At 71.4% G+C, this 23,677-nt stretch carries 21 protein-coding genes; 8 read left to right on the top strand and 13 right to left on the bottom strand.

Going from position 1 to position 23,677, the window contains the following annotated elements; translation table 11 throughout:
* Positions 1–11: 11 nt before the first annotated feature.
* The 3 genes from ACWDLG_RS19015 to ACWDLG_RS19005 form a co-directional block, all read right to left on the bottom strand.
* Positions 12–1,247 carry a sugar transferase gene (locus ACWDLG_RS19015; RefSeq protein WP_449921553.1) on the bottom strand — a complete coding sequence of 412 codons (1,236 nt, stop codon included), beginning with the start codon at positions 1,245–1,247 and terminating at the stop codon, positions 12–14.
* 470 nt (positions 1,248–1,717) lie between these two features.
* Complete coding sequence (locus tag ACWDLG_RS19010; RefSeq protein ID WP_449921550.1) at positions 1,718–3,496, bottom strand: GTP-binding protein; 1,779 nt, start codon at positions 3,494–3,496, stop codon at positions 1,718–1,720.
* Between the two features lie 139 nt (positions 3,497–3,635).
* Complete coding sequence (locus ACWDLG_RS19005) at positions 3,636–4,541, bottom strand: LysR family transcriptional regulator (protein ID WP_449921549.1); 906 nt, start codon at positions 4,539–4,541, stop codon at positions 3,636–3,638.
* 73 nt (positions 4,542–4,614) lie between these two features.
* Between ACWDLG_RS19005 and ACWDLG_RS19000 the strand changes: the two genes are divergently transcribed.
* Entirely contained in the window at positions 4,615–5,529 is a 915-nt protein-coding gene (locus tag ACWDLG_RS19000; protein WP_449921547.1) for a DMT family transporter, read from the top strand.
* On the opposite strand, the gene ACWDLG_RS18995 is transcribed toward ACWDLG_RS19000, so the two are convergent.
* Complete coding sequence (locus ACWDLG_RS18995) at positions 5,440–5,823, bottom strand: tautomerase family protein (RefSeq protein WP_354919921.1); 384 nt, start codon at positions 5,821–5,823, stop codon at positions 5,440–5,442. The genes ACWDLG_RS19000 and ACWDLG_RS18995 overlap by 90 nt on opposite strands.
* A gap of 18 nt (positions 5,824–5,841) precedes the next feature.
* Between ACWDLG_RS18995 and ACWDLG_RS18990 the strand changes: the two genes are divergently transcribed.
* The 3 genes from ACWDLG_RS18990 (at position 5,842) to ACWDLG_RS18980 (ending at position 9,399) form a co-directional block, all read left to right on the top strand.
* Positions 5,842–6,510 carry a response regulator gene (locus ACWDLG_RS18990; RefSeq protein WP_449921544.1) on the top strand — a complete coding sequence of 223 codons (669 nt, stop codon included), beginning with the start codon at positions 5,842–5,844 and terminating at the stop codon, positions 6,508–6,510.
* Positions 6,511–6,520: 10 nt separating this feature from the next.
* Positions 6,521–7,573, top strand: a complete 1,053-nt coding sequence (locus ACWDLG_RS18985; RefSeq protein WP_449921541.1) for a quinone-dependent dihydroorotate dehydrogenase — start codon at positions 6,521–6,523, stop codon at positions 7,571–7,573.
* Positions 7,574–7,695: 122 nt separating this feature from the next.
* Complete coding sequence (locus tag ACWDLG_RS18980) at positions 7,696–9,399, top strand: AMP-binding protein (protein WP_449921539.1); 1,704 nt, start codon at positions 7,696–7,698, stop codon at positions 9,397–9,399.
* A 75-nt stretch (positions 9,400–9,474) separates the two neighbouring features.
* Here the strand turns inward: ACWDLG_RS18980 and ACWDLG_RS18975 are convergent, their stop codons facing one another.
* From ACWDLG_RS18975 to ACWDLG_RS18960, 4 genes are all read right to left on the bottom strand, one after another.
* Positions 9,475–11,085, bottom strand: coding sequence for a beta-N-acetylhexosaminidase (locus tag ACWDLG_RS18975; protein ID WP_449921537.1), 1,611 nt, complete (start codon positions 11,083–11,085; stop codon positions 9,475–9,477).
* Between the two features lie 13 nt (positions 11,086–11,098).
* Positions 11,099–11,905, bottom strand: coding sequence for an N-acetylmuramoyl-L-alanine amidase (locus ACWDLG_RS18970; RefSeq protein ID WP_449921534.1), 807 nt, complete (start codon positions 11,903–11,905; stop codon positions 11,099–11,101).
* Positions 11,906–11,933: 28 nt separating this feature from the next.
* Complete coding sequence (locus ACWDLG_RS18965) at positions 11,934–12,182, bottom strand: hypothetical protein (protein WP_354919938.1); 249 nt, start codon at positions 12,180–12,182, stop codon at positions 11,934–11,936.
* A gap of 83 nt (positions 12,183–12,265) precedes the next feature.
* The gene (locus ACWDLG_RS18960; protein ID WP_354919941.1) at positions 12,266–13,306 is read right to left on the bottom strand and encodes a LacI family DNA-binding transcriptional regulator; all 1,041 of its coding nucleotides are present in this window, start codon (positions 13,304–13,306) and stop codon (positions 12,266–12,268) included.
* A 110-nt stretch (positions 13,307–13,416) separates the two neighbouring features.
* On the opposite strand from ACWDLG_RS18960, the gene ACWDLG_RS18955 reads away from it, so the two are divergent.
* Positions 13,417–14,070: a TetR/AcrR family transcriptional regulator gene (locus ACWDLG_RS18955; RefSeq protein ID WP_354919944.1), complete on the top strand. Its 654-nt coding sequence runs from the start codon at positions 13,417–13,419 to the stop codon at positions 14,068–14,070.
* Between the two features lie 247 nt (positions 14,071–14,317).
* On the opposite strand, the gene bldC is transcribed toward ACWDLG_RS18955, so the two are convergent.
* Positions 14,318–14,521 (bottom strand): developmental transcriptional regulator BldC, encoded by a 204-nt coding sequence (gene bldC, locus ACWDLG_RS18950; RefSeq protein ID WP_013133571.1) that lies wholly within the window; start codon positions 14,519–14,521, stop codon positions 14,318–14,320.
* A gap of 322 nt (positions 14,522–14,843) precedes the next feature.
* Positions 14,844–15,707: a hypothetical protein gene (locus tag ACWDLG_RS18945; protein WP_354919947.1), complete on the bottom strand. Its 864-nt coding sequence runs from the start codon at positions 15,705–15,707 to the stop codon at positions 14,844–14,846.
* A gap of 167 nt (positions 15,708–15,874) precedes the next feature.
* On the opposite strand from ACWDLG_RS18945, the gene ACWDLG_RS18940 reads away from it, so the two are divergent.
* A complete protein-coding gene (locus ACWDLG_RS18940; RefSeq protein WP_354919950.1) occupies positions 15,875–16,954 on the top strand; it encodes a Leu/Phe/Val dehydrogenase in 1,080 nt (359 codons plus the stop codon).
* 148 nt (positions 16,955–17,102) lie between these two features.
* Positions 17,103–17,324 carry a DUF3073 domain-containing protein gene (locus ACWDLG_RS18935; RefSeq protein WP_354919953.1) on the top strand — a complete coding sequence of 74 codons (222 nt, stop codon included), beginning with the start codon at positions 17,103–17,105 and terminating at the stop codon, positions 17,322–17,324.
* Between the two features lie 463 nt (positions 17,325–17,787).
* Here the strand turns inward: ACWDLG_RS18935 and purM are convergent, their stop codons facing one another.
* Both purM and purF read right to left on the bottom strand, forming a co-directional pair.
* On the bottom strand, positions 17,788–18,816 hold the full coding sequence (gene purM, locus ACWDLG_RS18930; RefSeq protein ID WP_449921531.1) for a phosphoribosylformylglycinamidine cyclo-ligase: 1,029 nt from the start codon (positions 18,814–18,816) through the stop codon (positions 17,788–17,790).
* Positions 18,813–20,252, bottom strand: a complete 1,440-nt coding sequence (purF, locus tag ACWDLG_RS18925; RefSeq protein WP_354919959.1) for an amidophosphoribosyltransferase — start codon at positions 20,250–20,252, stop codon at positions 18,813–18,815. Before purF ends, purM begins: the two co-directional genes overlap by 4 nt.
* A 530-nt stretch (positions 20,253–20,782) precedes the next feature.
* Here purF and ACWDLG_RS18920 point away from each other — a divergent pair.
* Positions 20,783–23,191 carry a hypothetical protein gene (locus ACWDLG_RS18920; RefSeq protein WP_449921529.1) on the top strand — a complete coding sequence of 803 codons (2,409 nt, stop codon included), beginning with the start codon at positions 20,783–20,785 and terminating at the stop codon, positions 23,189–23,191.
* On the opposite strand, the gene ACWDLG_RS18915 is transcribed toward ACWDLG_RS18920, so the two are convergent.
* The gene (locus ACWDLG_RS18915) at positions 23,188–23,625 is read right to left on the bottom strand and encodes a sterol carrier family protein (protein WP_354919965.1); all 438 of its coding nucleotides are present in this window, start codon (positions 23,623–23,625) and stop codon (positions 23,188–23,190) included. The genes ACWDLG_RS18920 and ACWDLG_RS18915 overlap by 4 nt on opposite strands.
* Positions 23,626–23,677: the final 52 nt, after the last annotated feature.

Raw genomic sequence — 23,677 nt, 5'->3', positions numbered from 1 at the left:
ACGCGCATTTCCTAACTGCCACCAGGGCGAAGCAGGGACCACGCGGTCCTGAGCATGATCTTGAAGTCGGTTCTGAGGGACCAGTCGTCGATGTAGTGGTTGTCGAAGCGGGCCCGGTCCTCGATCGAGGTGTCGCCGCGCAGGCCGTGGATCTGCGCCCAGCCGGTGATCCCCACGGGCACCCGGTGACGCAGGTGGTAGCGCGGCGTCGAGCTGGAGAACTGGTCGACGAAGAACGGGCGCTCGGGCCGCGGGCCGACGATGCTCATGTCTCCCTTGAGCACGTTCCACAGCTGGGGCAGCTCGTCGAGGGAGGTCTTGCGCAGTGCCTTGCCCACGGGGCCGAGCCGGTGGTCGTGCGCGATGCTCCAGCGGGTCGCCGACTCGTGGGCGTCCACGGGCTTGAGCGTGCGCAGTTTGATCAGCTCGATCGGCTCGCCGCCGTAGCCGACCCTGCGCTGCCTGAACAGCACGCCGGGGCCGATCTCCCAGCGCACCACCGCCGCGCACACGGCCAGGATCGGTGCGCTGATCAGCAGGCCGACCATGGCGGCCGTGATGTCCAGCACCCTCTTGAGCGGCCAGGTCACCCGGGCCTGGGGGGCGGGACGCATGCGCAGGAGGGTGAAGCTCCGCACGTGCTCGCGCAGCGGGACGAAGTCGACGATGACGTCGCCGGGCTCCGGTGCGAAGTAGACCGCGCACCCGAGCGACCTGGCCGTCCTGGCGGTCGCCTGGTCGTCCTGGCCCGCGAGGACGACGGCGCGCACGCCGTGGTCGCGCAGGATCTCGCGCAGGTCACCCGGCTTGCCGAGCACCGGCAGCCGCAGCTCGGATTCCTCGCCGTCGTTGATGAAGCCGATCGGCAGCAGACCGTACTCGGGATGGCCGAGCAGAGTGACGGCCAGGCGCTGCCCGTGCCGGTCGGCGCCCACGATCACGGTGGGCGTGGTGACGCCGCGCCGGCGGGCGCCCCGCACCACGGAATGGAAGACGCATCTGCCGCAGAAGGCCAGGAAGGTGAAGAGCAGGCAGGTCAGGGCGACCACCGTCAACGACGTGCTTCCCCAGAAGGCGGCGAGCGACGCGGCCAGCCCGGAGCCGGCCAGCCAGAACCCCCGGTCGAGGCTCGACGGCAGGATCCGCGGCTCGTAGCCGCGGCCCGCCGCGTTCACCGCCACCACCAGCGCTCCTGCGAGGGCGACTCGCGCGGCCCCCTGTCCGGCCGCCAGCGAGGTGACGGTCATGCACGCCAGGTCCATGCCGACCAGGCCGAGAGGTTGGACTGCCGCCCAACGTCTCGACCGTCGGTGCCCCGCCCGTTCCCTGGCATGGCGGTCATCCCTAACAGGTACAGCCATCATTTCTCCGGAATAAATCACCTTAAGTCGGGCATGCGTTAATTGCCCGACTAATCCAGTCAAGGATCACCGGCGGCTCTTGTGAGTCTCTTGTCTTTGCTCTTGACGAGGTGCCGATATTTGCCTCCGCATTGCGCGAGAAATGCCGCAACAAAGGCCTTGATCGTAGCCCTCCGGCAATCATCGTTTCCGGCACCGTGCAGGGGAAACGGAAGATTGGCAGGCAAGATTTCATTGACAGTGAGTTGGTGCGGGAAATACCAGTTACTCGTTTATGGTCCCGCGAATGCCGATCGCGGCCGGTAGGCACCGGCCGCGATCGGGGAAATCGCCGTTATTCGGAGCGGATGGAGTGTCTACCGCCGTGTCGGCGGAATCCGGCCCTGCACCGGACGATCGCCCGACGGACGCGACCACCACACGCCCGTGCCCCCGGTCAGCGCCGGCAGCTGCCTCTTGACCTCGTTGACCGAACGGGCGGGCAGCGACCCCGTGACAAGCGTGGGAGAGGTGTCGGCCAGCTCGGCGCCCAGCGCGGCCAGCCTGGCGACGACCTGACCGAGCGCGGCGGAGGGGATCTCCACCTCGAAGGCATGGCACGGCTCGAAGACCCTCGTGCCCGCGCGGGCCAGCGCCGACCGCAGCACGACGGGCGTCAGGCCGCGGAAGTCGCCCGCCGTGCTGACCGGCGACGCGTAGCCGGATCTGGTCAGCGTGACCGTGCAGTCGACGACCGGCCAGCCGTACCGGCCCTCGCGGAGGGTGGCGCGGACGGTGTCCTCGATCGCCTGGTCGAAGCTGGGCGGGAGCGCGCCCAGCTCCACCTCGCGCCGGAACGTGAAGCCCTGGCCCGGCTCGACGCGCAGACCCACGGTGGCCCAGAAGTGGTGCACGGCGTGGTCGTCGATGTCGGCCACGTCCGCGCCCACGCCGACCGGCCGCTCCAGGTAGACGGGCGTGCTGTCGGCGAAGACCGCCTCGACGCCGAACTCGTCGCGCAGCCGCTCGGCCAGCACCTCCTTCTGCACCTCGCCGTAGAGCAGCACCGACGAGCCGCCGCCGGGCAGGACGCGGGTGCTGATGAGCGGGTCCTGCTCGGCCATCCAGAGCAGCGCGGAGTGCAGGCGCGCGGAGTCGGCCGGGTCGACCGCCCGCACGACGGTCTCCAGGCCCGGCGGCGCGAACGCGGAGGTCTCGCCGCCCTCGTCGGACAGCCGGTCCCCGACACGGGCCCGGTGCAGCCCCCAGACCTTGGCGATGTTGCCTGCGGTCAGCGTCGGCTCCTCGGCCGCGCCGACCACGCGCAGCGCGGTGACCTGGCCCCCGGCCAGCTTCTGCCGCGGGCGCACCTCGCCGGAGAACAGCCGCAGATAGGCGACCTTCCGCCCGGCCTGGTCGCGCTCCACCGCGAAGATCGTGCCCGACAGCCCCTCCCCCCTCGGCGCGGGCACCGGCAGCAGGTCGCGGATGCCGCCGAGCAGCTCGGCCACGCCCTGCCCGCCGACCGCCGACCCGTGGAAGACCGGGTGGACCTCGCAGCCGGCCGTCCGTACGGCCAGCGTCTTGAGCAGCTCGTCGTGGCTCGGCACCCGGCCTTCCACGAGCGCCTCCAGCAGCGCGTCGTCGTGGTCGGCCAGGGCTTCGGCGTCGATCGGGACGGAGACGACGCGGCCCTGCCGTACCCGGTTCATGGCGATGACGGGCAGCCCGGCGAGGATGTCGCGCTGGAGCGCCCCCCTCCTGTCGATCTTGTTGACGAACAGGAGCGTGGGCAGGCGCATCTTCTTCAGGGTCTTCAGCAGGACCCTGGTCTGCGCCTGTATGCCCTCGACCGCCGAGATCACCAGGATGGCGCCGTCGAGGACGCCGAGCGCCCGCTCGACCTCGGCGACGAAGTCGGCGTGGCCGGGGGTGTCGATGAGGTTGACCCGCAGACCGCCGATCGCGAAGGCGGCGACGGCCGAGCGGATGGTGATGCCGCGGCGGCGCTCGATCGCCCCGCTGTCGGTCTGGGTGTCTCCGCCGTCGACGCTGCCGAGCCGGTCGATGGCGCCCGCGTCGAAGAGAAGTCGTTCGGTGAGGCTGGTCTTACCCGCGTCGACGTGCGCGAGCACGCCGATGTTCAGGGTGGTCATGGATGCGTGGAACCTCGACAGGAAGAAGGACAGGACGCTGGGGTGCCGCGAGGCTCTGCCGCATCTGGTCCTCCCTGAGGTTCGTGGGCCTCCTATCGTGCCGCCGCGCGGCCCGTCGAGTCGACCGGTTTTTCCGCGGTCACCTGCGTACCTGGGCCTCGAGCGCGCGCATGCGCGCCGACGCCAGCTCCAGCACCATGCGGGTGGCGGGGGAGAGCGCGGGCCCGTGCACGATCGCGAACGTGTCGTGCAGCGGCGGGTCGAGCGGCGCCCACCGCAGGTTGCCGGGCAGCCGGTCGGCCAGCCGGTGCAGGACGCCCCGCCACGTCACCGTCGCCGCCAGGCCGCGCGCCGCGATCTCCAGCGCCATCTCGGGATCCTCCACCTCCACCCGGGGCCGCAGCACCTGGCCCGCCGCCTGAAGGGTGCTGGTGAGCGTGCGGCGGGTGGTGTCCTCCTCGCGCCAGCTGATGTTCGGAAGCACGAGCGGGCGGGCGGCCAGCTGCTCGGGCGTGACGGGGTCCGAGGGCTCGGTGCTGACGAAGACCAGCTCGTCACGCAACACCGGCGTCACCGACAGCCCCTCGTCGGCGACCGGCACGGTCGCGACCGCCGCCTCCAGCCGGCCCCTGCGGACGTGGTCGAGCACCTCGGCCGAGTTCTGCCCGATCAGCTCGACGCGCACGCCGGGATGTCGTTCGAGGACGTCGGCGACCAGATCGGCGCCCAGGTAGAAGCGGGCCGTGCCGAACAGGCCCAGCCGTACCGTGCCCGTCAGCATCTCGCGGACCGCGGCCACCGCCCTGCGCGCCTCGTCCACCGCCGCGATGGCGGCCAGCGCGTGCGGGCGGAGCGCGAGCGCGGCCTCGGTCGGCACGACGCCCCTGCCCACACGCAGGAAGAGCGACACGTCGAGGTGCTGCTCCAGCAGGCGCACCTGCTCGGAGATGGACGGCTGGGCGTAGCCGAGCGCCGCGGCGGCGGCGGTGAACGAGCCGTGCTCGAAGGTGGCCAGGAAACAGCGCAGCTGGTGCAACGTGGTCATAGAGGTAATTCCTGCGGATTCCAAAGGAAAGCAAGGCTACCTCGATGGCTCCAGGCTGCCTAGGTTGCCGGGCATGGGAGTGCTGTGGTGCCTGATCTCCGCCGCGGCGTTCGGCCTGTCGCCGATCTTCGCCAAGGAGGCCTACCAGTCCGGCGCGAGCGTGACGGAGCTGCTGACCGGCAGGTTCGTCATCGCCGCCGTCGTGCTGTGGGCCATCTGCGCCTGGCGCAGGCCCGCGCTTCCGACGAGAAAGGTGATCGCCACCGCGGTGGGGCTCGGCGCCGTCGGCTACGCCGTCCAGGCGCTGTGCTACTTCGGCGCGGTCGCCAGGATCGACGCCTCGCTGGCCGCGCTGCTCCTTTACACCTTCCCCGCCCTGGTCACCGCCCTGGCCGTGGCGCTGCGCAGGGAGTCGCTCGACCGGCGCAAGCTCGCCGCGCTCGCCTGCTCGGCCGTGGGCCTGGTGCTGCTGCTCGGCCTCGGCGGGGTGGCCGAGGGCGGGACCACCGGCGTGCTGCTCGCGCTCGGCGCGGCCGTCGCCTACTCCCTCTACCTCACCGTCGCCGACGGCCTGCCCGCCGACGTCGACGTCTACCTGCTGTCGGCCATCGTCTGCACGGCCGCCGCCATCACGCTGGGCTTCGCCGGCGGCTTCCAGGTGCCGGCGACCGCCGAGGGCTGGCTGTGGACGGGCCTGCTCGGCCTGGTGTCCACCGTGCTGGCCATGGCGACCCTGTTCGTGGGCGTGCGGATGCTCGGCGCGCCCACCGCGGCGATCCTGTCGTGCGCGGAGCCGGTGGTCACGCTGCTGTCCACGTCCCTCGTGTACGGCGAGATCCTCACGCCGGGCCAGCTCGCGGGCGGCGTCGCCGTCCTGACCGCGGTGCTGGTGCTGCGGCTAGACCTCGACTTTGTACGGCAACGCCAGCTCGTCGGCAGGCACGCCCCTGATACCCCAGTTCACAGCGGGCATCTCGATGATCGTTAGCTCGATGTCGTCGGTCGTGATCCCGAGGGCCGGAGCCTTCGCGAACACCTCGCGGATCAGCGCCCGCTTGGCCTCGTCGCTGCGCCCGGTGAAACAGACGATCTCCACGATGAGGTAGCCGTCGCCGCGCTGCGGGCAGATCAGGTCGTCGGCGTCGAGCAGCAGGAAACGGTGGAACCGCTTGTCCTCCGGCAGCCCCCACGCCTTCGTGACGCACGCGTGCAGCAGGTCGGAGACCTCCCGCTGCCGCCCCGCCCACACGTCCCGCCGTCCGAAGACCTTCACCTGCGCCATGTCGGGCACTATACAAAAGTGGTACGTATCCTCCTCGCCGATGACGAGGCCATGATCAGGGCCGGGGTCGGCGCGATCCTCAGCGTGGACCCCGCCTTCCAGGTAGTCGCGGAGGCGGGCGACGGCAGGCAGGCCGTCGACCTCGCGATCAGTCACCGGCCCGACGTCGCCCTGCTCGACATCCGCATGCCCAAGCTCGACGGCCTCGCCGCCGCGGCCGAGATCCGCCGGGTGGCCCCCGCCACGGCGGTCATCATGCTCACCACCTTCGGCGAGGACGACTACATCGCCAAGGCGCTCGACGTCGGCGCCAGCGGCTTCCTGCTCAAGGCGGGTGATCCGCGCGAGCTCATCGCGGGCGTCCACGCCGTCGCCGGCGGCGCCGCCTACCTGTCGCCCAAGGTCGCCCACCGGGTCATCACCCAGATCAGCGGCGGCAGGATGGGGCGCGGCGCCCACGCCCGCGACCGGATCGACGTGCTCACCGAGCGGGAGAAGGAGGTGCTCGCCCTGGTCGGCGAGGGGCTGTCCAACGCCGAGATCGCCAGGCGGCTGTTCATCGTCGAGGGCACCGTCAAGGCCTACGTCAGCACGATCCTCACCAGGCTGGAGGTCCGCAACAGGGTGCAGGCGGCGATCGTCGCCTACGAAGCGGGCCTCGTGATCGGGGCCACCGGGGACCGATAGCCTGGCCTTGATGTACCGACTCCTGTTCACGCAGGTCTTGCGGCGGTTCGACGCCGAGGCCGTGCACCACGCGACCGTCAGAGCGCTCGCGCTGCTCTCCACGTTGCCGCTGCTGAAGCGGCTGCTCCACCGGCTTCTCGCACCCAGCGATCCCGCGCTGCGGGTGACGGCCTTCGGCGTGCACTTCCCCGGGCCGCTCGGGCTCGCCGCCGGGTTCGACAAGGACGCGGCCTGCGCCGAGGCGCTGTCGGCGTTCGGCTTCGGCCACGTCGAGGTCGGCACGATCACCGCCCACGCCCAGCCCGGCAACCCGCGGCCGCGCCTGTTCCGCGACCTCGGGAAGCACGCCGTGATCAACCGGATGGGGTTCAACAACGCGGGCGCCCACGCGGCGGCCCGCAGGCTCCGCCGTACCAGGGGCGTGCCCGTCGTGGTCGGGGTCAACATCGGCAAGACCAAGGTCGTGCCGGAGTCCGAGGCGGCGGCCGACTACGTCGCCGGCGCCAAGGAGCTCGCGCCGCTGGCCGACTATCTCGTCGTGAACGTCAGCTCGCCCAACACGCCTGGGCTGCGCAACCTGCAGGCCGTCGAGCTGCTGCGGCCGCTGCTCGTGGCTGTCAAGGAGGTCGCCGACGCCACGCCGCGCCGTACGCCGCTGCTGGTGAAGATCGCGCCCGACCTGGCCGACGCCGACATCGACGCGGTCGCCGACCTCGCGCTGGAGCTGGGCCTCGACGGGATCATCGCGACGAACACCACCATCCAGCACGGCGGGGAGACCGGCGGGCTGTCGGGGCGGCCGCTCAAGGGGCGCTCGCTCGAGGTGTTGCGCCGGCTGCGGGCGCGCGTGGGCGACCGCCTGACGCTGGTGTCCGTGGGCGGTGTCGAGGACGTCGACGACGTGTGGGAACGGCTGCTCGCCGGGGCCACGCTGGTGCAGGGCTACACGGGGATGATCTACGGCGGGCCGCTGTGGGCCTCGCGCATCCACCGGCAGCTCTCGCGCCGCCTGCGCCGCCACCGCACCACGGTCCCCCAGCTGATCGGCCGTACGGCCCGCTGACCCGCGCGCCCCGACGAGCCCTGGACGGCCTCGCCGGCGGCGGTGCGGTCTCCCCCTTTCGGGGGTGCCGCGACGGATACTGCTGTCGTAGCTTGTGGCAACCAGCGAGAGGAGTTGCCGCCATGGGCGCGACCAGCAACACCGAGATCTATCGCACGGCCCGCGACCTGCTGCTGAACCTGGGCGGGCGGCACGCCGAAGCGGTCGAGCAGTTCGCCTGGCCGCGGTTCGAGGCGACCTTCAACTGGGCGGTCGACTGGTTCGACGCGATCGCCCGCGGCAACGACCAGACGGCGCTGTGGGTGGTGGAGGAGGACGGCTCCGAGGCCCGCTACACCTACGACGAGATGGCGCGGCGATCGGACCAGGTCGCCGCCTTCCTCGCCGGGCAGGGCGTCTCGCGGGGCGACCGGGTGATGCTCATGCTCAACAACCAGGTCGAGCTGTGGGAGTCGATGCTGGCGGTGATGAAGCTGGGCGCGGTCATCCTGCCGGCCACCACCGCGCTGGGCCCGTCGGACCTGGCGGACCGCATCGACAGGGGCGGCGCCCGCTACGTCGTCGCCAACGCCGCCGACACAGCCAAGTTCGACGAGGTGAAGGGCGACTACACCAGGATCTGCGTGGGTGACGCCCCGGAGGGCTGGGCCGCCTACCGCGACGCCTACGCCGCTCCCGTCCCCCCGGCGAAGCACCCCGGCACCGCGCCCGCGGACCCGCTGCTGCTGTACTTCACCTCGGGCACCACCAGCAAGCCCAAGCTGGTCGAGCACACCCAGGTCTCCTATCCCGTCGGACACCTGTCGACGACCTACTGGATCGGCCTGCGACCCGGCGACGTCCACCTGAACATCAGCTCGCCCGGCTGGGCGAAGCACGCGTGGAGCTGCTTCTTCGCGCCGTGGATCGCCCAGGCGACGATCTTCGTCTACAACTACGGCAGGTTCGACCCCGCCGCCCTGCTCGACCAGATCCGGCGGGCCGAGGTGACGACGTTCTGCGCGCCGCCCACCGTCTGGCGGATGCTGATCAAGGCCGACCTGTCGGGCGGCCCCGGGCGGCTGCGCGAGGCGGTGTCGGCCGGCGAGCCGCTGAACCCCGAGGTGATCGAACAGGTCCAGCACCACTGGGGCCTGACCCTGCGCGACGGCTTCGGCCAGACCGAGACCACGCTGTCGGTCGGCAACATTCCCGGCATGCCGGTCAAACCCGGCTCGATGGGGCTGCCGGCGCCGGGCGTGCCGGTGGTGCTGGTCGATCCCATCACGGGCGAGCCCGCCGACGAGGGCGAGATCTGCATCGACCTGAGCCGCAGGCCGGTCTCGCTCATGACCGGCTACCAGGGCGACGAGCGGCGCCACGCCGAGGCCATGGCCGGCGGCTACTACCACACCGGTGACGTGGCCGCCCGCGACGCCGACGGCTACATCTTCTACGTCGGGCGCACCGACGACGTGTTCAAGGCCTCCGACTACAAGATCTCGCCCTTCGAGCTGGAGAGCGTGCTCATCGAGCACCCGGCCGTGGCGGAGGCGGCCGTCGTGCCGTCCCCCGACGAGGTACGGCTGGCGGTGCCCAAGGCGTACGTGGCGCTGGCGCCCGGCTGGGAGCCCGGCAGGGAGACCGCGCTGGCGATCCTGCGCCACGCCAGGGAGAAGCTGCCGCCGTACCAGCGGGTGCGCCGGCTGGAGTTCTTCGAGCTGCCGAAGACGGTGTCGGGGAAGATCCGGCGGGTGGAGCTGCGCGGCCGGGAGGAGCAGGCAGCGTCGGGACAGAGCGCTCTGCCCGAGTGGCGGGACGACCAGTTCCCCGAACTGCGCTCGTGACGCTCGGAGCCGCGGTGGCATGGTGGTCACCGGGGAGGTGAGGGGGGCCGGGAGGCCCCCCGAGCGAGCTTGCCCTCAGATGCTGGGCCGGGTCGAGGTGGCCGACTGCGTCTTCTCGTCCAGGCGCTCCATCGCCGACGCCACCTGCACCGTCGCGGGCCGGTGCGGGCGCCCCTTCTGCCACGGGCGCGGCCCCGACAGCGGCCGGTACTCCACGCCGAGCGCGTCGAGCCGCCCCAGGTGCCGCTCCAGCCGTGCCATGAAGTCGGAGCCGGCCTCCCCGCTCCACGCCACCTCGGCCAGCGCGCACGTCCGCGGCCACGCCCGGTAGTCGAGGATCCGGGCGTCGGGGATGCGCTCGCTCCACAGCTGCCCCTGCAGGCCGACCACCCGCTCCCGCTCCTCCGGCGCCCACGAGGACGGCGCGGGCTCGAAGGAGGCGACGTCCGTCACCGTGATCGTGTCGCCGATGGCCATGGGCTCGTCGGAGGACGAGGCCTCGGCGTAGTCGAAGTACAGCGGGAAGACGGGGGTCGCGATCACCGAGTGCCCGGCGGCGGCGGCCCTGCGGCCCACGCCCATGCCGCGCCACGGCATGACCAGCGTGTCCTGGCGGAGCGTGCCGCTGACGAACGCCTCGTCCCACACCACCGCCCGCGCGCCGCGCTCGGCCAGCACGTCGGCCAGTCGCCGCAGGAACCAGGCGTGCAGCGCGCCCACGTCGGCGAGCCCGAGCGACTCGCGGTAGGCGCTGATCTCCGCCGAGGCCTCCCAGTCGTCGAGCACGCACTCGTCGCCGCCGACGTGCACGTACGGCGTCTCGCCCAGCGCCCCCAGCAGCTCGTCGAAGATCGTGGTGAGGAAGTCGACGGTCGCCGGCAGCGGCGACAGGATGGCGGGGGAGATGCCCCACCGGTCGAGCACCTCGAACGGCTCGCCCGTCGCCCCCAGCGCCGGGTAGGCGGCCAGGATGGCGCTCGCGTGGCCGGGCACGTCGATCTCGGGGACCACCACGATCTGGCGCTCCCTGGCGTACTGCGCGATCTCGGCCAGGTCGTCGAGCGTGTAGTAGCCGCCGTGCGGGATCCCGTCGTAGGTCGACTCGTCGCGGAAGTAGTTGGTGGCGGTGCGCGCCCGGTGGGAGGCGACCTCCTGCAGGCGCGGGTAGGCCCTGCTCTCCACCCGCCAGCCCTGGTCGTCGACCAGGTGCAGGTGGAGCCGGTTGAGCTTGTGCACGGCCATCAGATCGATCGCCCGCAGGACCTCCCGCTTGGGCAGGAAGTGCCGCGCCACGTCCAGGTGCAGCCCGCGCCAGCTGTGGGCGGGAGAGTCCTCGACGCGCACGCCCGGCACCACCCACGCCGCGGCCGGTACGGCACTGCGGTAGGTCGCGTCGGGAAGCAACTGGTGCAGCGACTGCGCCGCGTAGAACGCGCCTGCCCTGCCGCCCGCGGTGATCTCGACGCCGCGGGAGCCGACGACCAGGCGGTAGGCCTCCTCGCCGAGCGCGGGGTCCAGCCTGACGTCGACGGCGCCCGTGTCACCGGGGCGCAGGTCGAGGATCGGCAGCGCCCGCCGTACGGCGTCGGCCAGGTCGGCGGGCCCCGAAACGGTGGCCCCGACGGTGAGCTCGTAGGAGCCGGACAGCGCGGACAGAACAGTCGGGCGAGGCAGCAGCGTGTTCATGCCGCAAATGATGTCACTTCAAATAGTTTTGCAAACCGTTCGCCAGGCCCTGCGCGATCTGCTGCCGGAACGCGGGGTCCTGGAACTTGGCGGCCTCGCCCGCGTTGCGCATGTTGCCGGACTCGATGAAGATCTTCGGGACCGTCGACAGGTTGAGCCCGCCGAGGTCGTCGCGGAAGCTGAGCGCCTTCGCCCCGATGTAGGTGGAGTACGGCAGGCCCGTCTCCTTCTTGAACGCGTCACGCACCGCGAGGCCGAGCCGGCGCGAGTCGTCGACGACGGGGTCGACGGGGCCGTTGATCTTCTTGGGCATGATGACGTGGAAGCCGTGGTTGGCCGGGGCGGAGCCGTCGGCGTGCACCGAGATCGCCGCGTCCGCCTTGGCCTTGTTGCCGATGGCGGCCCGTTCGGTGATGCAGGGCCCGACGCTCGTGTTGTTCTTGCGGGTCAGCTTCACGGTGGCGCCCCGCTCTTCGAGGATCTTCACCAGGCGCTGGGAGACGTCCCAGGCGAAGGCGGCCTCGCTGTAGCCGTTGTTGGTGGCGGTGCCCGTGGTGTCGCAGGGCTTCCACTGGGTCAGGACGTTGACCTGGCGGTTGATGGCTTTCGGGTGCTTGGCGTTGCCCCCGTTGTGGCCCGGGTCGACCACGATGACCTTGCCGTCGAGCGGCTTGTCGCGGACGGCCACCGCCGCGGCGGCGGCAGCGGCGGCCGGTCGGGTCTCCACGGGTGCGGCGACTCTCTCACCGCCGGCGTCGCTGCCGCAGGCGGCGGCGGACAGGCCGAGAAGGGCGAGAGTGGAAGCGGCTAGAACACGCATGCGCTCCAAAATACGTGACGCCGCGAGGTCACCAGACGTGTTCGCCGACTTCCTGCCGCTGCAGCAGGGCGGCGAGTTCCCTCGCGTCCTCGGCGTCGAGGCCCAGGACGACGCGTGGGCGGCCCCATGGATGGTCGAGGGAGTGGGCCACGTAACTGGCCACCGACTCGGCCCCGCCGTCCGTTCCCCGCCCGCGTTCCGCGCGCCAGTGCGCCCAGGCGCGCTCGAGCTCGGCCGCCGCGCGCTGGGCGCATGACACAAGTTCTGGATCACGCATGACTGTCCCCCGGGTCAGATACAGCAGTGACCCGTCCGAGTTAACAACCGAGGCGGGAGGGCGCCCCGGTGTTTGACCAATCTTTAGGCGGGGCCTGTGCTCCGCCGTACGATCAGCTCCGGTGTGACCTGACGCAGCCTGGCGACCTTACCGGGATCCTGGATCCGGTCGCTGAGCAGTGCGGCCGCCGATCGGCCCATGGTTCGCCTGGGCTGGTCGACGGAGGTGAGTGAGATGTGGTGGACGGCAGACAGATGGGTGTTGTCGTAACCGACCACGGACAGGTCCTCGGGCACGCGCAGCCCGAGCTCGCTGGCCGCCGACAGCACGCCGAGCGCGACGACGTCGTTGGCGGCGAAGATGGCGGTGGGCCGGGGATCGCGGGTCAGCAGCGCGCGTGCGGTGCGCCTGCCACCCTCCTCGGTGCTTTCACCGTGCTCGACCATGATGTACGGCGCCAGCGCGTGGCGCCGCATCGCGACCAGGTAGCCCTCGCAGCGTGACGAGCGCGTGCCCTCGATGTGCGCGATCCGCTTGTGGCCGAGCTCGACCAGGTGGTCGATGGCCAGGCGGGCGCCGAGCTGGTCGTCGTCGACCACGATGTCGACGTTGTCGAGCTCGATGTCACGTTCCCCTACGACGACCGTGGGAGTGTAGGAGGTCGCCTCGATGAGGGTTTCGCTGGTCGGAGCGATGCCGAGCAGCACCAGTCCGTCCACCCTCAGTTCGAGGAACGCTTCAACGGCTTCGTCCTCGAAGGCCGGGTCCCACTGGCTGTTGCCGATCAGCATCCTGAGACCGTCGCCGTGCAGGCTCTCCTGCAGGCCGTCCAGGAACTCGGCGTAGAAAGGGTTGTGCAGGTCGGCGACGAGCGCGCCGACGAGGTGCGTGCGGCCCTCGACGAGACTGCGCGCCACGGCGTTGGGGCGGTAGCCGAGCTCACGAGCGGCCTGCAGTACGGCTTGCCGGCGATGCTCGCTGACGTGCGGAGATCCGCGAAGCACGAGCGACACCAGCGATTTGGAGACGCCGGCACGTTCGGCGACATTCCGGATGGTGGGTCTAGGGCGGGGCAGCGTGTCCACTGCCCCGACGACGGTTGTGTTGACTGGCGGTCCTGACATGTGTCTCCCCCGCGATGCGTTGGATGGGCACCTGTCTCACCAAACGATCGAGGACGCGGCAGGGTACGGGCCCGAGCGTTATTCGGCATCGGCTCCGCTAGTGTGCAGGTGTGACACCCGGGAAATCCGCAGGCAGCGGCACCCGTCCTGCGCGGCGCAGACTGAGCGTGGACCGGCGCCGCGAAGAGCTCATGGCGGCCGCCCTGGAGCTGTTCAGCAAGCATGATGCCGAGGACGTCTCGATCGACGACGTCGCCTCGGCCGCGGGTGCCTCGCGTGCCCTCGTCTACCACTACTTCGGCGGCAAGCAGGAGCTCTACGTGGCCGCGCTCAGGAGCGCGGCCGAGCAGCTGGAGTCGCGCCTGCGGCCGCAGGACGGCGGCAGGCCGCTGGAGCAGCTGGCCCTCGGGCTGCGGCGCTACTTCGACTTCGTCGAGGAGCACGCCGCGGGGTTCGCGGCGCTGTTGCGGGGCGGGCCCGCCAACCGCGCGGGCGAGGTCGGCGAGATCGTCGACGGCGTACGGCAGCGGCTGTTCCTGATGATCCAGAAGCAGATGCGGGTCGACGAGCCGAGCCCGGTACTGCGCACGACCGTGCGCTCGTGGATCGCCTCCGTGGAGACCGCGGGCCTCGACTGGCTCGAGCATCGCGACATCGACCGTGCCACGCTCGAGAAGATGCTCGTCGACCACATGGTGGCGCTGCTCGGCGTGGCCGCCGTCTACGACCAGGGCGTCGAGCGGTTGCTGCTCGACCTGGCCTGATTCATGGCCTGGTTCATGGCGGGTCGCATCCACCGTGGCCGACAGGCCGTGGGGGACCGTACCAGGTGGTGGACCTCGCGCACGCTTCCCGCCGTTGAGTGGGGTGGAAGAATGGCGCCGGGCGGGCGGCGCCAACTCCCGTTTGCGTCCCCCGACGCGCTGGGGACTTGACGTCGTCACGCGGGTGGACCGGGCCGTGGACCCAGGCCCACCGTGAACCCCCCTGAGGATCGTGACGACCCCGGACTCACTCCGAACGCTGCTGCGGGATGCCCGCGAGCAGGGCGCGAACCTCGGTCTCCCGGTAACGCCGGTGTCCCCCCAGGGTGCGAATCGACGTCAACTTACCCGCCTTGGCCCACCGCGTGACGGTCTTGGGGTCGACCCTGAACATGGTCGCGACCTCGGCGGGCGTGAGCAGTGGCTCGGCCTCGGGTGTACGAGCTGACATTTGTGCGGCCTCTCCTCCGTGTGGACCGGCTCAGCGATCCTGCGACTGCTTCTGCGCGTGTCACGGATGTCCCTCTATGGCCCAGTGCGTGCGGCTTTTCTGGACCATAGGCGGCATCACCCGAAGTGACCATACCGCCACGTAGAGCGATTGGCGAGCCCTTCTTTGACCCAACTGCCCGCCCCTGTGGCGATGTCACGCTCGGTGATTCTAGCGACACGTTTCGTGGTATCGCAGTGAAAACGGCAAACTACTCAGTTCGCAGAAGCCAGCAGCCGCGACACGTGACCTACTCATGCAGGTCAGACCGTTGTTTTGGGGTTCAGTTGGCAGATTCCAGAAGTTGCATTTGCTTCCACCGCAAGATCACGCGTTGATACATGGCAAAGGCAAGTTCTTCTTGACCCGTGTCCAGACCCGTGAGCGCCGCCGACAGCTCGGCCACCGACTGGTCGGCCTGCAACGCATCGTCGTCCATGAGGTGGACCAGGCCGCCGTAGTCGAGCTCGACCAGCGAGTGGGGATGGAACTCCTCCAGCCACCTGGCGATCTCCTCGACCTCGATGCCGGTGGCCACCTCGCCCACGTGCCTGCGGATGACCTGCAGCGCGCGGGCCGAGCGCCGCCTGGCCTGCGCCATGGAGGTGACGTAGATGAGGTTACGCCCCGTGGTCGTGGTCGTGTCCTGGCCGTTGGCCGGCTTGCCCAGCACCAGCCACCGCTCGTTGCCGTCGAACGGCACGAACCAGGCGGGCGGCACGTTCCACTTCGTCGTCCTGATGTGGGTGCGCAGCGCGGCCGAGCCGCCCTGACGCTTGTACCTGTCGAAGTCGTCGGCCGTCTGCTCGGCGATCGTCTGCGGCACGAAGTTGTCGAGCAGTTTCACCGGAGCGCTCCCGCGAAACTCTGAGAACGCCAGCCACGAGCGCAACCGGCTCTGCCATGGGCAGACATAGAGACGGTCCTCGACACGCCGGAGATAGGCGTTGGGGCTCTCCTGGGCCGGAGCGGGATGGGGAGGCTTGGCGAGCAGCCGTCGGATGGACTCGCCGTGCTCGGCCTCGAGCGCGGTGGCCCTGCGCGGACGGACGCGTGAGTCCGCGTACTCGGCCCAGGCGGCGCGGTCCGGCTCCGGAAACGCGGTCAGCGGCTCGTAGACACGAAGGTAAGCGGCATAGGGCAGCACGGTGGCATCGTGTCACGAAGACAACCCGCTTGCACCGTTGTGGTCGCACCGACCTTCGCGACCTGCCCACTTGCCTCACTCCTGAGGCGACGACATACCTCCACGACCTCTACCCTGAGAGGATCTCCGCCGCGAAGGGGCGGCGGACCGGACAGGGAGTCACTACCGTGACCGACGTCTTCGGGGTGTCCCACAAGGACACGCATGAGCAGGTCGTCTTCTGCGCCGACGAGCAGAGCGGGCTGCGTGCCATCATCGCCATCTACAACACCGCGCTCGGCCCCGCACTCGGGGGCACCAGGTTCTACCCGTACGAGAGCGAGCAGGCCGCGCTGGCCGACGTGCTCAACCTCTCCAAGGGCATGGCCTACAAGAACGCGCTGGCCGGGCTCGACCTCGGCGGCGGCAAGGCCGTCATCATCGGCGACCCCGCCACGATGAAGAGCGAGGCGCTGCTGCGCGCCTACGGCCGTTTCGTCCAGTCGCTGAACGGCCGCTACTACACCGCCTGCGACGTGGGCACCTTCAGCGAGGACATGGACCTCGTGGCCCGCGAGAGCCGCTTCGTCACCGGTCGCACGGTCGCCAACGGCGGCGCGGGCGACTCCTCCATCCTCACCGCGTTCGGCGTCTTCCAGGGCATGCGCGCCTCCGCCTCCTTCCTCTGGGGTACGGCGTCGCTGCGCGGCAAGCGGGTCGGCGTCGAGGGCGTCGGCAAGGTGGGCCACCGCCTCGTCGAGCACCTCGTCGAGGACGGCGCCGAGGTCGTCGTCTGCGACGTCAACGCCGCCGCCGTCGAGCGAGTACGGCAGCGCCACCCCTCGGTCGAGGCCGTGGCCTCCGCCGCCGAGCTGACCGCCGCCGACATCGACGTCTACGCCCCCTGCGCGCTCGGCGGGGCCCTCGACGACCCCACGGTCGCCGGCCTCCGGGCGAAGATCGTGTGCGGTGGCGCGAACAACCAGCTCGCCCACGCGGGAGTGGAGAAGCAGCTCGCCGACCGCGGGATCCTCTACGCCCCCGACTACGTGGTCAACTCCGGCGGCGTCATCCAGGTCGCCGACGAGATCCAGGGCTTCGACATGGAGCGGGCACGGGCCAAGGCGAGCCAGATCTTCGACACCACGCTCAAGATTTTCGGGATCGCCGCCGAGGAAGGCGTGCCACCGGCTGTGGCAGCGGATAGGCTGGCTGAGCGCAGAATGTCGGAAGTCGGGCGAATTCGAGCCATCTGGTTGGGCGGCTGACGTCCCGCGACCATACGACGTACCGAGCTGAGCGCAAAACAGGTACGGTAATAGGCGAACGAGAGACTGGCGCCCGAGTCACGGCGTCAGTATGTGGTGCGTTAGCGACGAGGGGTCGGGGACGACCCCACACGAGGGGGTCGAGCCAATGGGGCGCGGCCGAGCAAAGGCCAAGCAGGTCAAGGTTGCTCGCCAGCTGAAGTACAACAGCGGTGGCACGGATCTTGAGCGTCTTCGCAACGAGCTCGGAGTCTCTGACTCCAACCACAATGACGCCGACGACCTCAACGATGAGCTGGCGGATCGCTATGCCGATTACGCCGACGACTACGGCGACGAAGACGACGACCGGCCGTCCGGGCGTCGATAGCTGACCTGTTGTCAGGATGGGCCCCACGGGCGAACTGCCCGTGGGGCACTTCCGCGTTTCCGCTCGTACCCGGGACTCCTTGAGCGCTGGACGCCGTAGCGCCGGCCCGCCGACCGCGCTCCTCCCGGCCCGCCGCGCCGCCTGGCTTGCCGCGCCGCCTGGCTTGCCGCGCCGCCTGGCTTGCCGCGCCGCCTGTTTGCCGCCCCGCCTGGGGGCTCGGCTTGCCGTCCCGTGTGCCCGGTCGGTGTGGTCAGGGCCGCTTTTCTCGGGTGACCGGCTTCGCTCCTTCCGGCCAGGTGGCCCGCAGGACCCGCCGGGAGCCCCCAGCGGCCCCACCTCTGCGATGCCGACCGGTAAACCAACCTAGACGTGCCGCGGCCGGGCTCCTTCGGTCAGGAGCCCGGCCGGGGGTGATCGACGTCGCCCGCCGCCCGAGGTGCCGGGCATCGCGGACCGGCGTGGGTCAGCGGTAGCGCGCCTGGCCGGTGCCGTCCGCCACGACCTCGCCGAGCACCCAAGCGTCAAGCCCGCGCGCCGCCAGCAGCTTGATCGCCGGGTCGGCCGCCTCGGCCGGGACGATTGCCGCCATGCCGACGCCCAGGTTGAACGTGCGGTCCATCGCCTGCTGCCCGATGCCGCCGTGTCGCGCCAGCAGCTCGAACACCGCCGGCACCGTCCACGACGAGCGGTCGAGCAGCGCGTCGAGGTGCCCGGGCAGCGACCTCGACAGGTTGCCCTCGACGCCGCCGCCGGTGATGTGCGCGTAGGCGTGCACCTCGACCGTGCGGGCGAGCTCCAGGCAGTCGAGCGCGTAGATCCGCGTCGGCTCCAGCAGTTCCTCGCCGAGCGGGCGGCCGAACTCCGGCACCTCGGTGTCGAGGGACAGCCCCGCCTGCTTGATGACGTGCCGTACCAGCGAATAGCCGTTGGAGTGGACGCCGGACGAGGCCAGGCCCAGCACCACGTCGCCCGCGCGGACGCGGTCGGCGCCGAGCATCGCGTCGGCCTCGACGACGCCGGTGCCAGCGCCCGCCAGGTCGTACTCGTCGGCACCCATCGCGCCGGGGTGCTCGGCCGTCTCGCCGCCGACCAGGGCCGCCCCCGCCAGGCGGCAGCCCTCGGCGACGCCGCCGACGATCTCGGCGATGCGCTCAGGCACCACCTTGCCGCAGGCGATGTAGTCGGTCATGAACAGCGGCTCGGCGCCGCACACCACCAGGTCGTCGAGGACCATGCCGACCAGGTCGATGCCGATCGTGTCGTGCTTGCCGTACTGCTGGGCCAGCATGACCTTGGTGCCGACGCCGTCGGTGGAGGTCGCCAGCAGCGGCCGCCGGTAGCGCAGCAGCGCGGAGGCGTCGAACAGCCCCGCGAACCCGCTGGCGTCGTCCACCACCTCCGGCCGCCGCGAGCGCGCGACCTTGTCCTTCATCAGCTCGACGGCGCGCTCGCCCGCCTCGATGTCGACGCCTGCGGCCTCGTAGGTGCTCACTTGGGCGAACTCTCCAGTACGTACTTGCCGACGTTGTCCTGGTCGATCGGGATCGGGTACGAGCCGTCGAAGCAGGCCCTGCACAGGCGCTCGGCGGGAATCGTGGTCGCCTTGGTGAGGCCCTCGAGCGAGATGTAGCCGAGGGAGTCGGCGCCGAGCGACTGGCGGATCTCCTCGACGCTGAGCGAGCCCGCGATGAGCTCGGCGCGCGTGGCGAAGTCGATGCCGTAGAAGCAGGGCCAGGCGACGGGCGGCGAGGAGATGCGCACGTGCACCTCACGCGCGCCCGCCTCGCGCAGCATGCGGACGATCTGCCGCTGCGTGTTGCCGCGCACGATCGAGTCATCCACGACGACCAGGCGCTTGCCCGCCACGACTTCCCTGAGCGGGTTGAGCTTCAGGCGGATGCCGAGCTGGCGGATGGTCTGCGACGGCTGGATGAAGGTCCGGCCGACGTAGGAGTTCTTCACCAGGCCCTGGCCGTACGGGATGCCGCTCTCCTCGGCGTAGCCGACGGCGGCGGGCGTGCCGGACTCGGGGGTCGGGATGACCAGGTCGGCCTCGACGGGGTGCTCGCGGGCCAGGATGCGGCCCACCTCGACCCTGGTCGTCTGTACGCCACGGCCCGCGATCGTGGTGTCGGGGCGGGCGAGGTAGACGTACTCGAACAGGCAGCCCTTCGGCTCGGCGAGGGCGAACCTGCGCGAACGCACCCCGCCCTCGTCGATCGTCAGCAACTCGCCCGGCTCGACCTCGCGCACGAACGTGGCGCCCACGATGTCGAGGGCGGCGGTCTCGGAGGCCACCACCCAGCCGCGCTCCAGGCGGCCGAGCACCAGCGGGCGGATGCCCTGCGGGTCTCGGGCGGCGTAGAGGGTCTTCTCGTCCATGAAGACCAGCGAGTAGGCGCCCTTGACCTGCGGAAGCAGCTCGGCGGCGGCGTCCTCGATGGAGCGGGTGCGGTCCTGGGCGAGCAGGTTGGTCAGGACCTCGGTGTCGGTGGTCGCCCTGGTCACCCCCGGGGCGAGGCGCTCGGCCAGCTCGGGGGTGTTGATCAGGTTGCCGTTGTGGGCGAGCGCCAGGCCACCCACGTCGGTCGAGCTCAGCGTGGGCTGCGCGTTCTCCCACACGCTCGAACCGGTCGTGGAGTAGCGGCAGTGGCCGACCGCGATATGCCCGCGGAGCGTGCCGAGCACCGACTCGTCGAAGACCTGGGCGACCAGGCCCATGTCCTTGTAGACGAGGATGCGGCTGCCTTCGCTGACCGCGATGCCCGCGGACTCCTGTCCGCGGTGCTGCAACGCGTACAGCCCGTAGTAGGTGAGTTTGGAGACTTCTTCGCCTGGCGCCCAGACGCCGAAGACGCCACAGGCGTCCTTCGGTGCGCGGTCATCGGGGTCCAGGTCGTGGCCCAGTCGGCCGTCGCCCTTCAGCACGTGGTTCAGTTTAGGTCGGCGACAACTCTGCTCGCACACCCGGGGCCCTGATCACATCAGATGGCCGGTTCGTCCCGTGCTGGATCCTTCTCGGATGATCTCGCCGGTGAGGTTGCGATGGGCCGTCTGGCCGAGGAAAGCGGCATGCACTCGTCTTGCCCTGGGCGCTTGGCGCACTGTGACCCAAGGATCGCCACTCTTTTGCCGTGTCGCACCGTTTCGTGAGGGTAATCCGGGGGAGTGTGGGGAGGTTCCGGCATGCCGACACGTCGGGGGAGACGTAGACCGTGACCACACCTCGAGACCCCAATCACCCTCGGCCGGGGCAGGACCCGCAGGGCGAGCCCACGGGTGATCCGACCGAGCCGAGCTCCGAGCCGAGCGCCTCCGAGCCAACCTCAGCGCCAGAGGCGGCGCCCTGGCCTGACGAGGCGTCCACGACGCCGCACGGAGAGCCGATCGCGCCCGAGCCGCCGGCCTCCCCGGGGGCGGAAGCCGGGTGGGGCGCCTCCCACGAGCGCGGTCCCGACGTGCCCGTCTGGCCCGCGCCCGACCATCCGGCGCGGCAGGGGGAGCCGAGCGAGGGGTACTCCCCGTGGACCTCGGCGGAGGCGGCCTCGCGGTGGTCGTCCGACGAGGCCGACTGGTCGACCGGGGCCTCGTCCGCGGAGTCGGCGTGGGGCGGTCGCGGTACGCGCGAGCCCTTCGGCACGCCCACGCCGTCCGAGCAGTCGGCGTGGTCGGGGGGCCGCTACACCGACGACTCCGGATGGCCCGACCTGTCCGAGCCCGAACAGGGACGCCAGGAGTGGTCGGGGCGTTACGAGCCCGAGCGACCCGCTTCCGAGCCGCCCGCCACGCCGGAGCAGCCGTTCGTATCGGAGCAGCCGTTCGCATCGGAGCGGCCGTTCGTGTCGGGGCGGTCGTTCGCGGCGGAGGAGCCCGGCACGCCGCGACAGCCGGACGAGCCGGGAGAGCCCGTCAGCCCCGAGCAGCCCGCCGAGCCGGGAGAGCCGGTCACTCCGGAGCCGCCCATCGAGCCCGGCGAGCCGGTCACTCCCGAGCCGCCGTTCACGCCCGTGCCGCCCGTCGAGCCGGGACGGCCGGTCTCCCCCGAGCCGCCGATCGCGCCCGAACCGCCCGTCGTGCCGGGGCCGCCCTCGTTCCCGTCGCAGCCGGACGCTCCCGAGCCCCCGCCGGCTCCCGGGCCCGGCCACCCCGATTTGCCGGAGGCACCCGAGGTTCCCTCGCCGAGCCAGGGCGAGCCCTCCGGCACCCGGTGGTCGTCCGACTGGGGCAGCGAGGACGCCGACCGCACGCAGACGTTCACCGATTGGGGCCGGCCTGAGCCCAGCCCGCAGCAGCCCTACCAGGTGCCGGGCGCGACGCCCTCCTACCCGGGATGGTCGGCCGAGGACCAGACGCGTGAGGTGCCGCTGCCGTCCAGCCCGTCCCGCTACGACCCTCCCACCCCGTCCACGCCGCCGTACGGCCAGCCCGCGCATCCGGTCTCGGACGACGACACCACCCCGACCGCCTTCCCGAGCGCTTCGCCGTACGCGGGCGGGCCCAAGGAGTACCCGTCGGGCACTCCCGGTGGCACGGGCGCCACGCCGTACCGCGAATCCCTCGAAGACCGTGAATCCCGCGAGGAAGGCGCGCCGTACGGTGCGGGTCCGGCGGGCGGCGGCCACTACGGCGGCCCCCAGCAGGGGACGGCCCCCTACGGCGGTTCCCGGCCCTTCGGTTCGGCAGGTAGCGGGCCGCAGTCCGCCGGTCCGGCCGGTGGGGGCACCCGGCCTTTCGGTCCCGGAAGCGGGCCGCAGTCTCCGGCCGGTGGTGGACCGCGTCCTTTCGGTTCGGGGGGCAGCGGGCCGCAGTCCGCCGGTGGTGGACCTCGTCCCTTCGGTTCGGGAGGTAGTGGGCCGCAGTCCGCCGGTCCGGCCGGTGGTGGACCTCGTCCCTTCGGCTCCGGTGGCAGCGGGCCGCAGTCCGCCGGTCCGGCTGGTGGTGGCTCCCGGCCCTTCGGTTCGGGGAGCGGACCGCAGAGCGCCGGCCCGGCCGGCGGCGGGTTCGGGCGCGACTTCCCGTGGGGCCCGTCGGTCGCCGGAAAGGCGGGCGCCGGCGGCTACGTCGCCGGCGCGTTCTCCAGCGAAGCTCCCGGCGGGGGCGCATCGGGCACGCCGGGAGGCTCCGGCACTCCGGGAGGCTCCGGCGCGCCAGGCGCTCCCGGGACTCCGGGCACCCCTGGGACCCCGGGCGGCCCTGGCGCTCCGGGCGGTCCCGGCACGCCGGGCGGCCCCGGAACTCCAGGCGCGGCGGGTGCCTCCTCGGGAAGCGGCGAGCACGAGAGCGGCGGCCCCGGCGGCGGCACCCCCGGCGGCCCTCCAGGCGGCACTCCCGGTGGTGGGCCCTACGGCGGTGCGCCCGGTGGCGGCGGACCCTACGGACCGGGAACCCCTCCCGGCGGCGGCCCCTACGGCGGCGCGCCGGGCGGCCCCTACGGGCCGGGAGCCCGACCAGAGGGACCGTCAGGCGCCGAGCCGACCTCGCCCTACGCCGCCCCCGCAGGGGGAGTCGCCTACCCGCCGCCTCCCGGCGGCCCCGTGCCGTACCAAGGTGGCGACTGGCGTCCCGCCAGGCCGGGCAGCGGTCTGGCCACCGCCTCGCTGGTGCTCGGGATCGCGAGCCTGTTCCTGCTGTTCGTCTGCTTCACCGGCGTGCTGACCGCCCTGGTCGGCATCGTCCTCGGCGTGGTCGCCCTCGCCAAGGGCGGCGGCAAGGGCAAGGCGTGGACCGGCATCGGCCTCAGCGTGCTCACGCTGGTGCTGGCCGTGGGCGCGGCCGTGTGGGTGTCCAACTACTTCGCCGAGTGCGCGAACCTGCCGCAGCGGCTGGCCGAGCAGTGCGTGGAGAACAAGATCCCGTGGATCCGCTAGACCGGTAGGTGGTCGGACAGGTCGGCGCGGGCGCCGCTCGCCAGGACGGCGCCCCTCGCCATGGCCTCCGACCAGGTGACGCGGCCGATCGCCAGTTCGAGCCAGGTGCGCGGGTCGGTCTCGACCACGTTCGGCGGGGTGCCCCTGGTGTGCCGGGGGCCCTCCACGCACTGCACGGCCGCGTACGGCGGCACCCGCACCTCGACCGTCCGGCCGGGCGCCTTCTCGACCAGCCGGTCGAGCAGGTGCCGTACGGCGAAGCGCCCCGCCTCCCGCTCCGGCTTGCGCCCCTTGTCGTAGGCGGTCATGACGGCCGCGACACACGCGTCGGCGAGAGCGGAGGCGGGCCCGTCGAACGGCGGCTCGTCGAGCGCGACCAGTTGGGCGTCGAGGGCGGATCTGAGCTTGTCCTGATCCATCTTGCGGGGCGGCATTCCCTTATTGTCTCGCGGGAAGGGTTCATCGGGGAGGCGGTCGTCGTTCACC

Source organism: Nonomuraea sp. NPDC003727 (assembly GCF_053586935.1).
The sequence above is the reverse complement of the archived record's forward strand: the minus strand, read 5'-3'. Positions and strand labels throughout refer to the sequence as shown.

Coding starts and splice junctions, on each gene's coding strand:
- ACWDLG_RS19015 (WP_449921553.1), bottom strand. CDS start 1,247: ATGACCGTCACCTCGCTGGCGGCCGGACAGGGGGCCGCGCGAGTCGCC.
- ACWDLG_RS19010 (WP_449921550.1), bottom strand. CDS start 3,496: ATGACCACCCTGAACATCGGCGTGCTCGCGCACGTCGACGCGGGTAAG.
- ACWDLG_RS19005 (WP_449921549.1), bottom strand. CDS start 4,541: ATGACCACGTTGCACCAGCTGCGCTGTTTCCTGGCCACCTTCGAGCAC.
- ACWDLG_RS19000 (WP_449921547.1), top strand. CDS start 4,615: ATGGGAGTGCTGTGGTGCCTGATCTCCGCCGCGGCGTTCGGCCTGTCG.
- ACWDLG_RS18995 (WP_354919921.1), bottom strand. CDS start 5,823: ATGGCGCAGGTGAAGGTCTTCGGACGGCGGGACGTGTGGGCGGGGCGG.
- ACWDLG_RS18985 (WP_449921541.1), top strand. CDS start 6,521: ATGTACCGACTCCTGTTCACGCAGGTCTTGCGGCGGTTCGACGCCGAG.
- ACWDLG_RS18980 (WP_449921539.1), top strand. CDS start 7,696: ATGGGCGCGACCAGCAACACCGAGATCTATCGCACGGCCCGCGACCTG.
- ACWDLG_RS18975 (WP_449921537.1), bottom strand. CDS start 11,085: ATGAACACGCTGCTGCCTCGCCCGACTGTTCTGTCCGCGCTGTCCGGC.
- ACWDLG_RS18970 (WP_449921534.1), bottom strand. CDS start 11,905: ATGCGTGTTCTAGCCGCTTCCACTCTCGCCCTTCTCGGCCTGTCCGCC.
- ACWDLG_RS18965 (WP_354919938.1), bottom strand. CDS start 12,182: ATGCGTGATCCAGAACTTGTGTCATGCGCCCAGCGCGCGGCGGCCGAG.
- ACWDLG_RS18960 (WP_354919941.1), bottom strand. CDS start 13,306: ATGTCAGGACCGCCAGTCAACACAACCGTCGTCGGGGCAGTGGACACG.
- bldC (WP_013133571.1), bottom strand. CDS start 14,521: ATGTCAGCTCGTACACCCGAGGCCGAGCCACTGCTCACGCCCGCCGAG.
- ACWDLG_RS18935 (WP_354919953.1), top strand. CDS start 17,103: ATGGGGCGCGGCCGAGCAAAGGCCAAGCAGGTCAAGGTTGCTCGCCAG.
- ACWDLG_RS18915 (WP_354919965.1), bottom strand. CDS start 23,625: ATGCCGCCCCGCAAGATGGATCAGGACAAGCTCAGATCCGCCCTCGAC.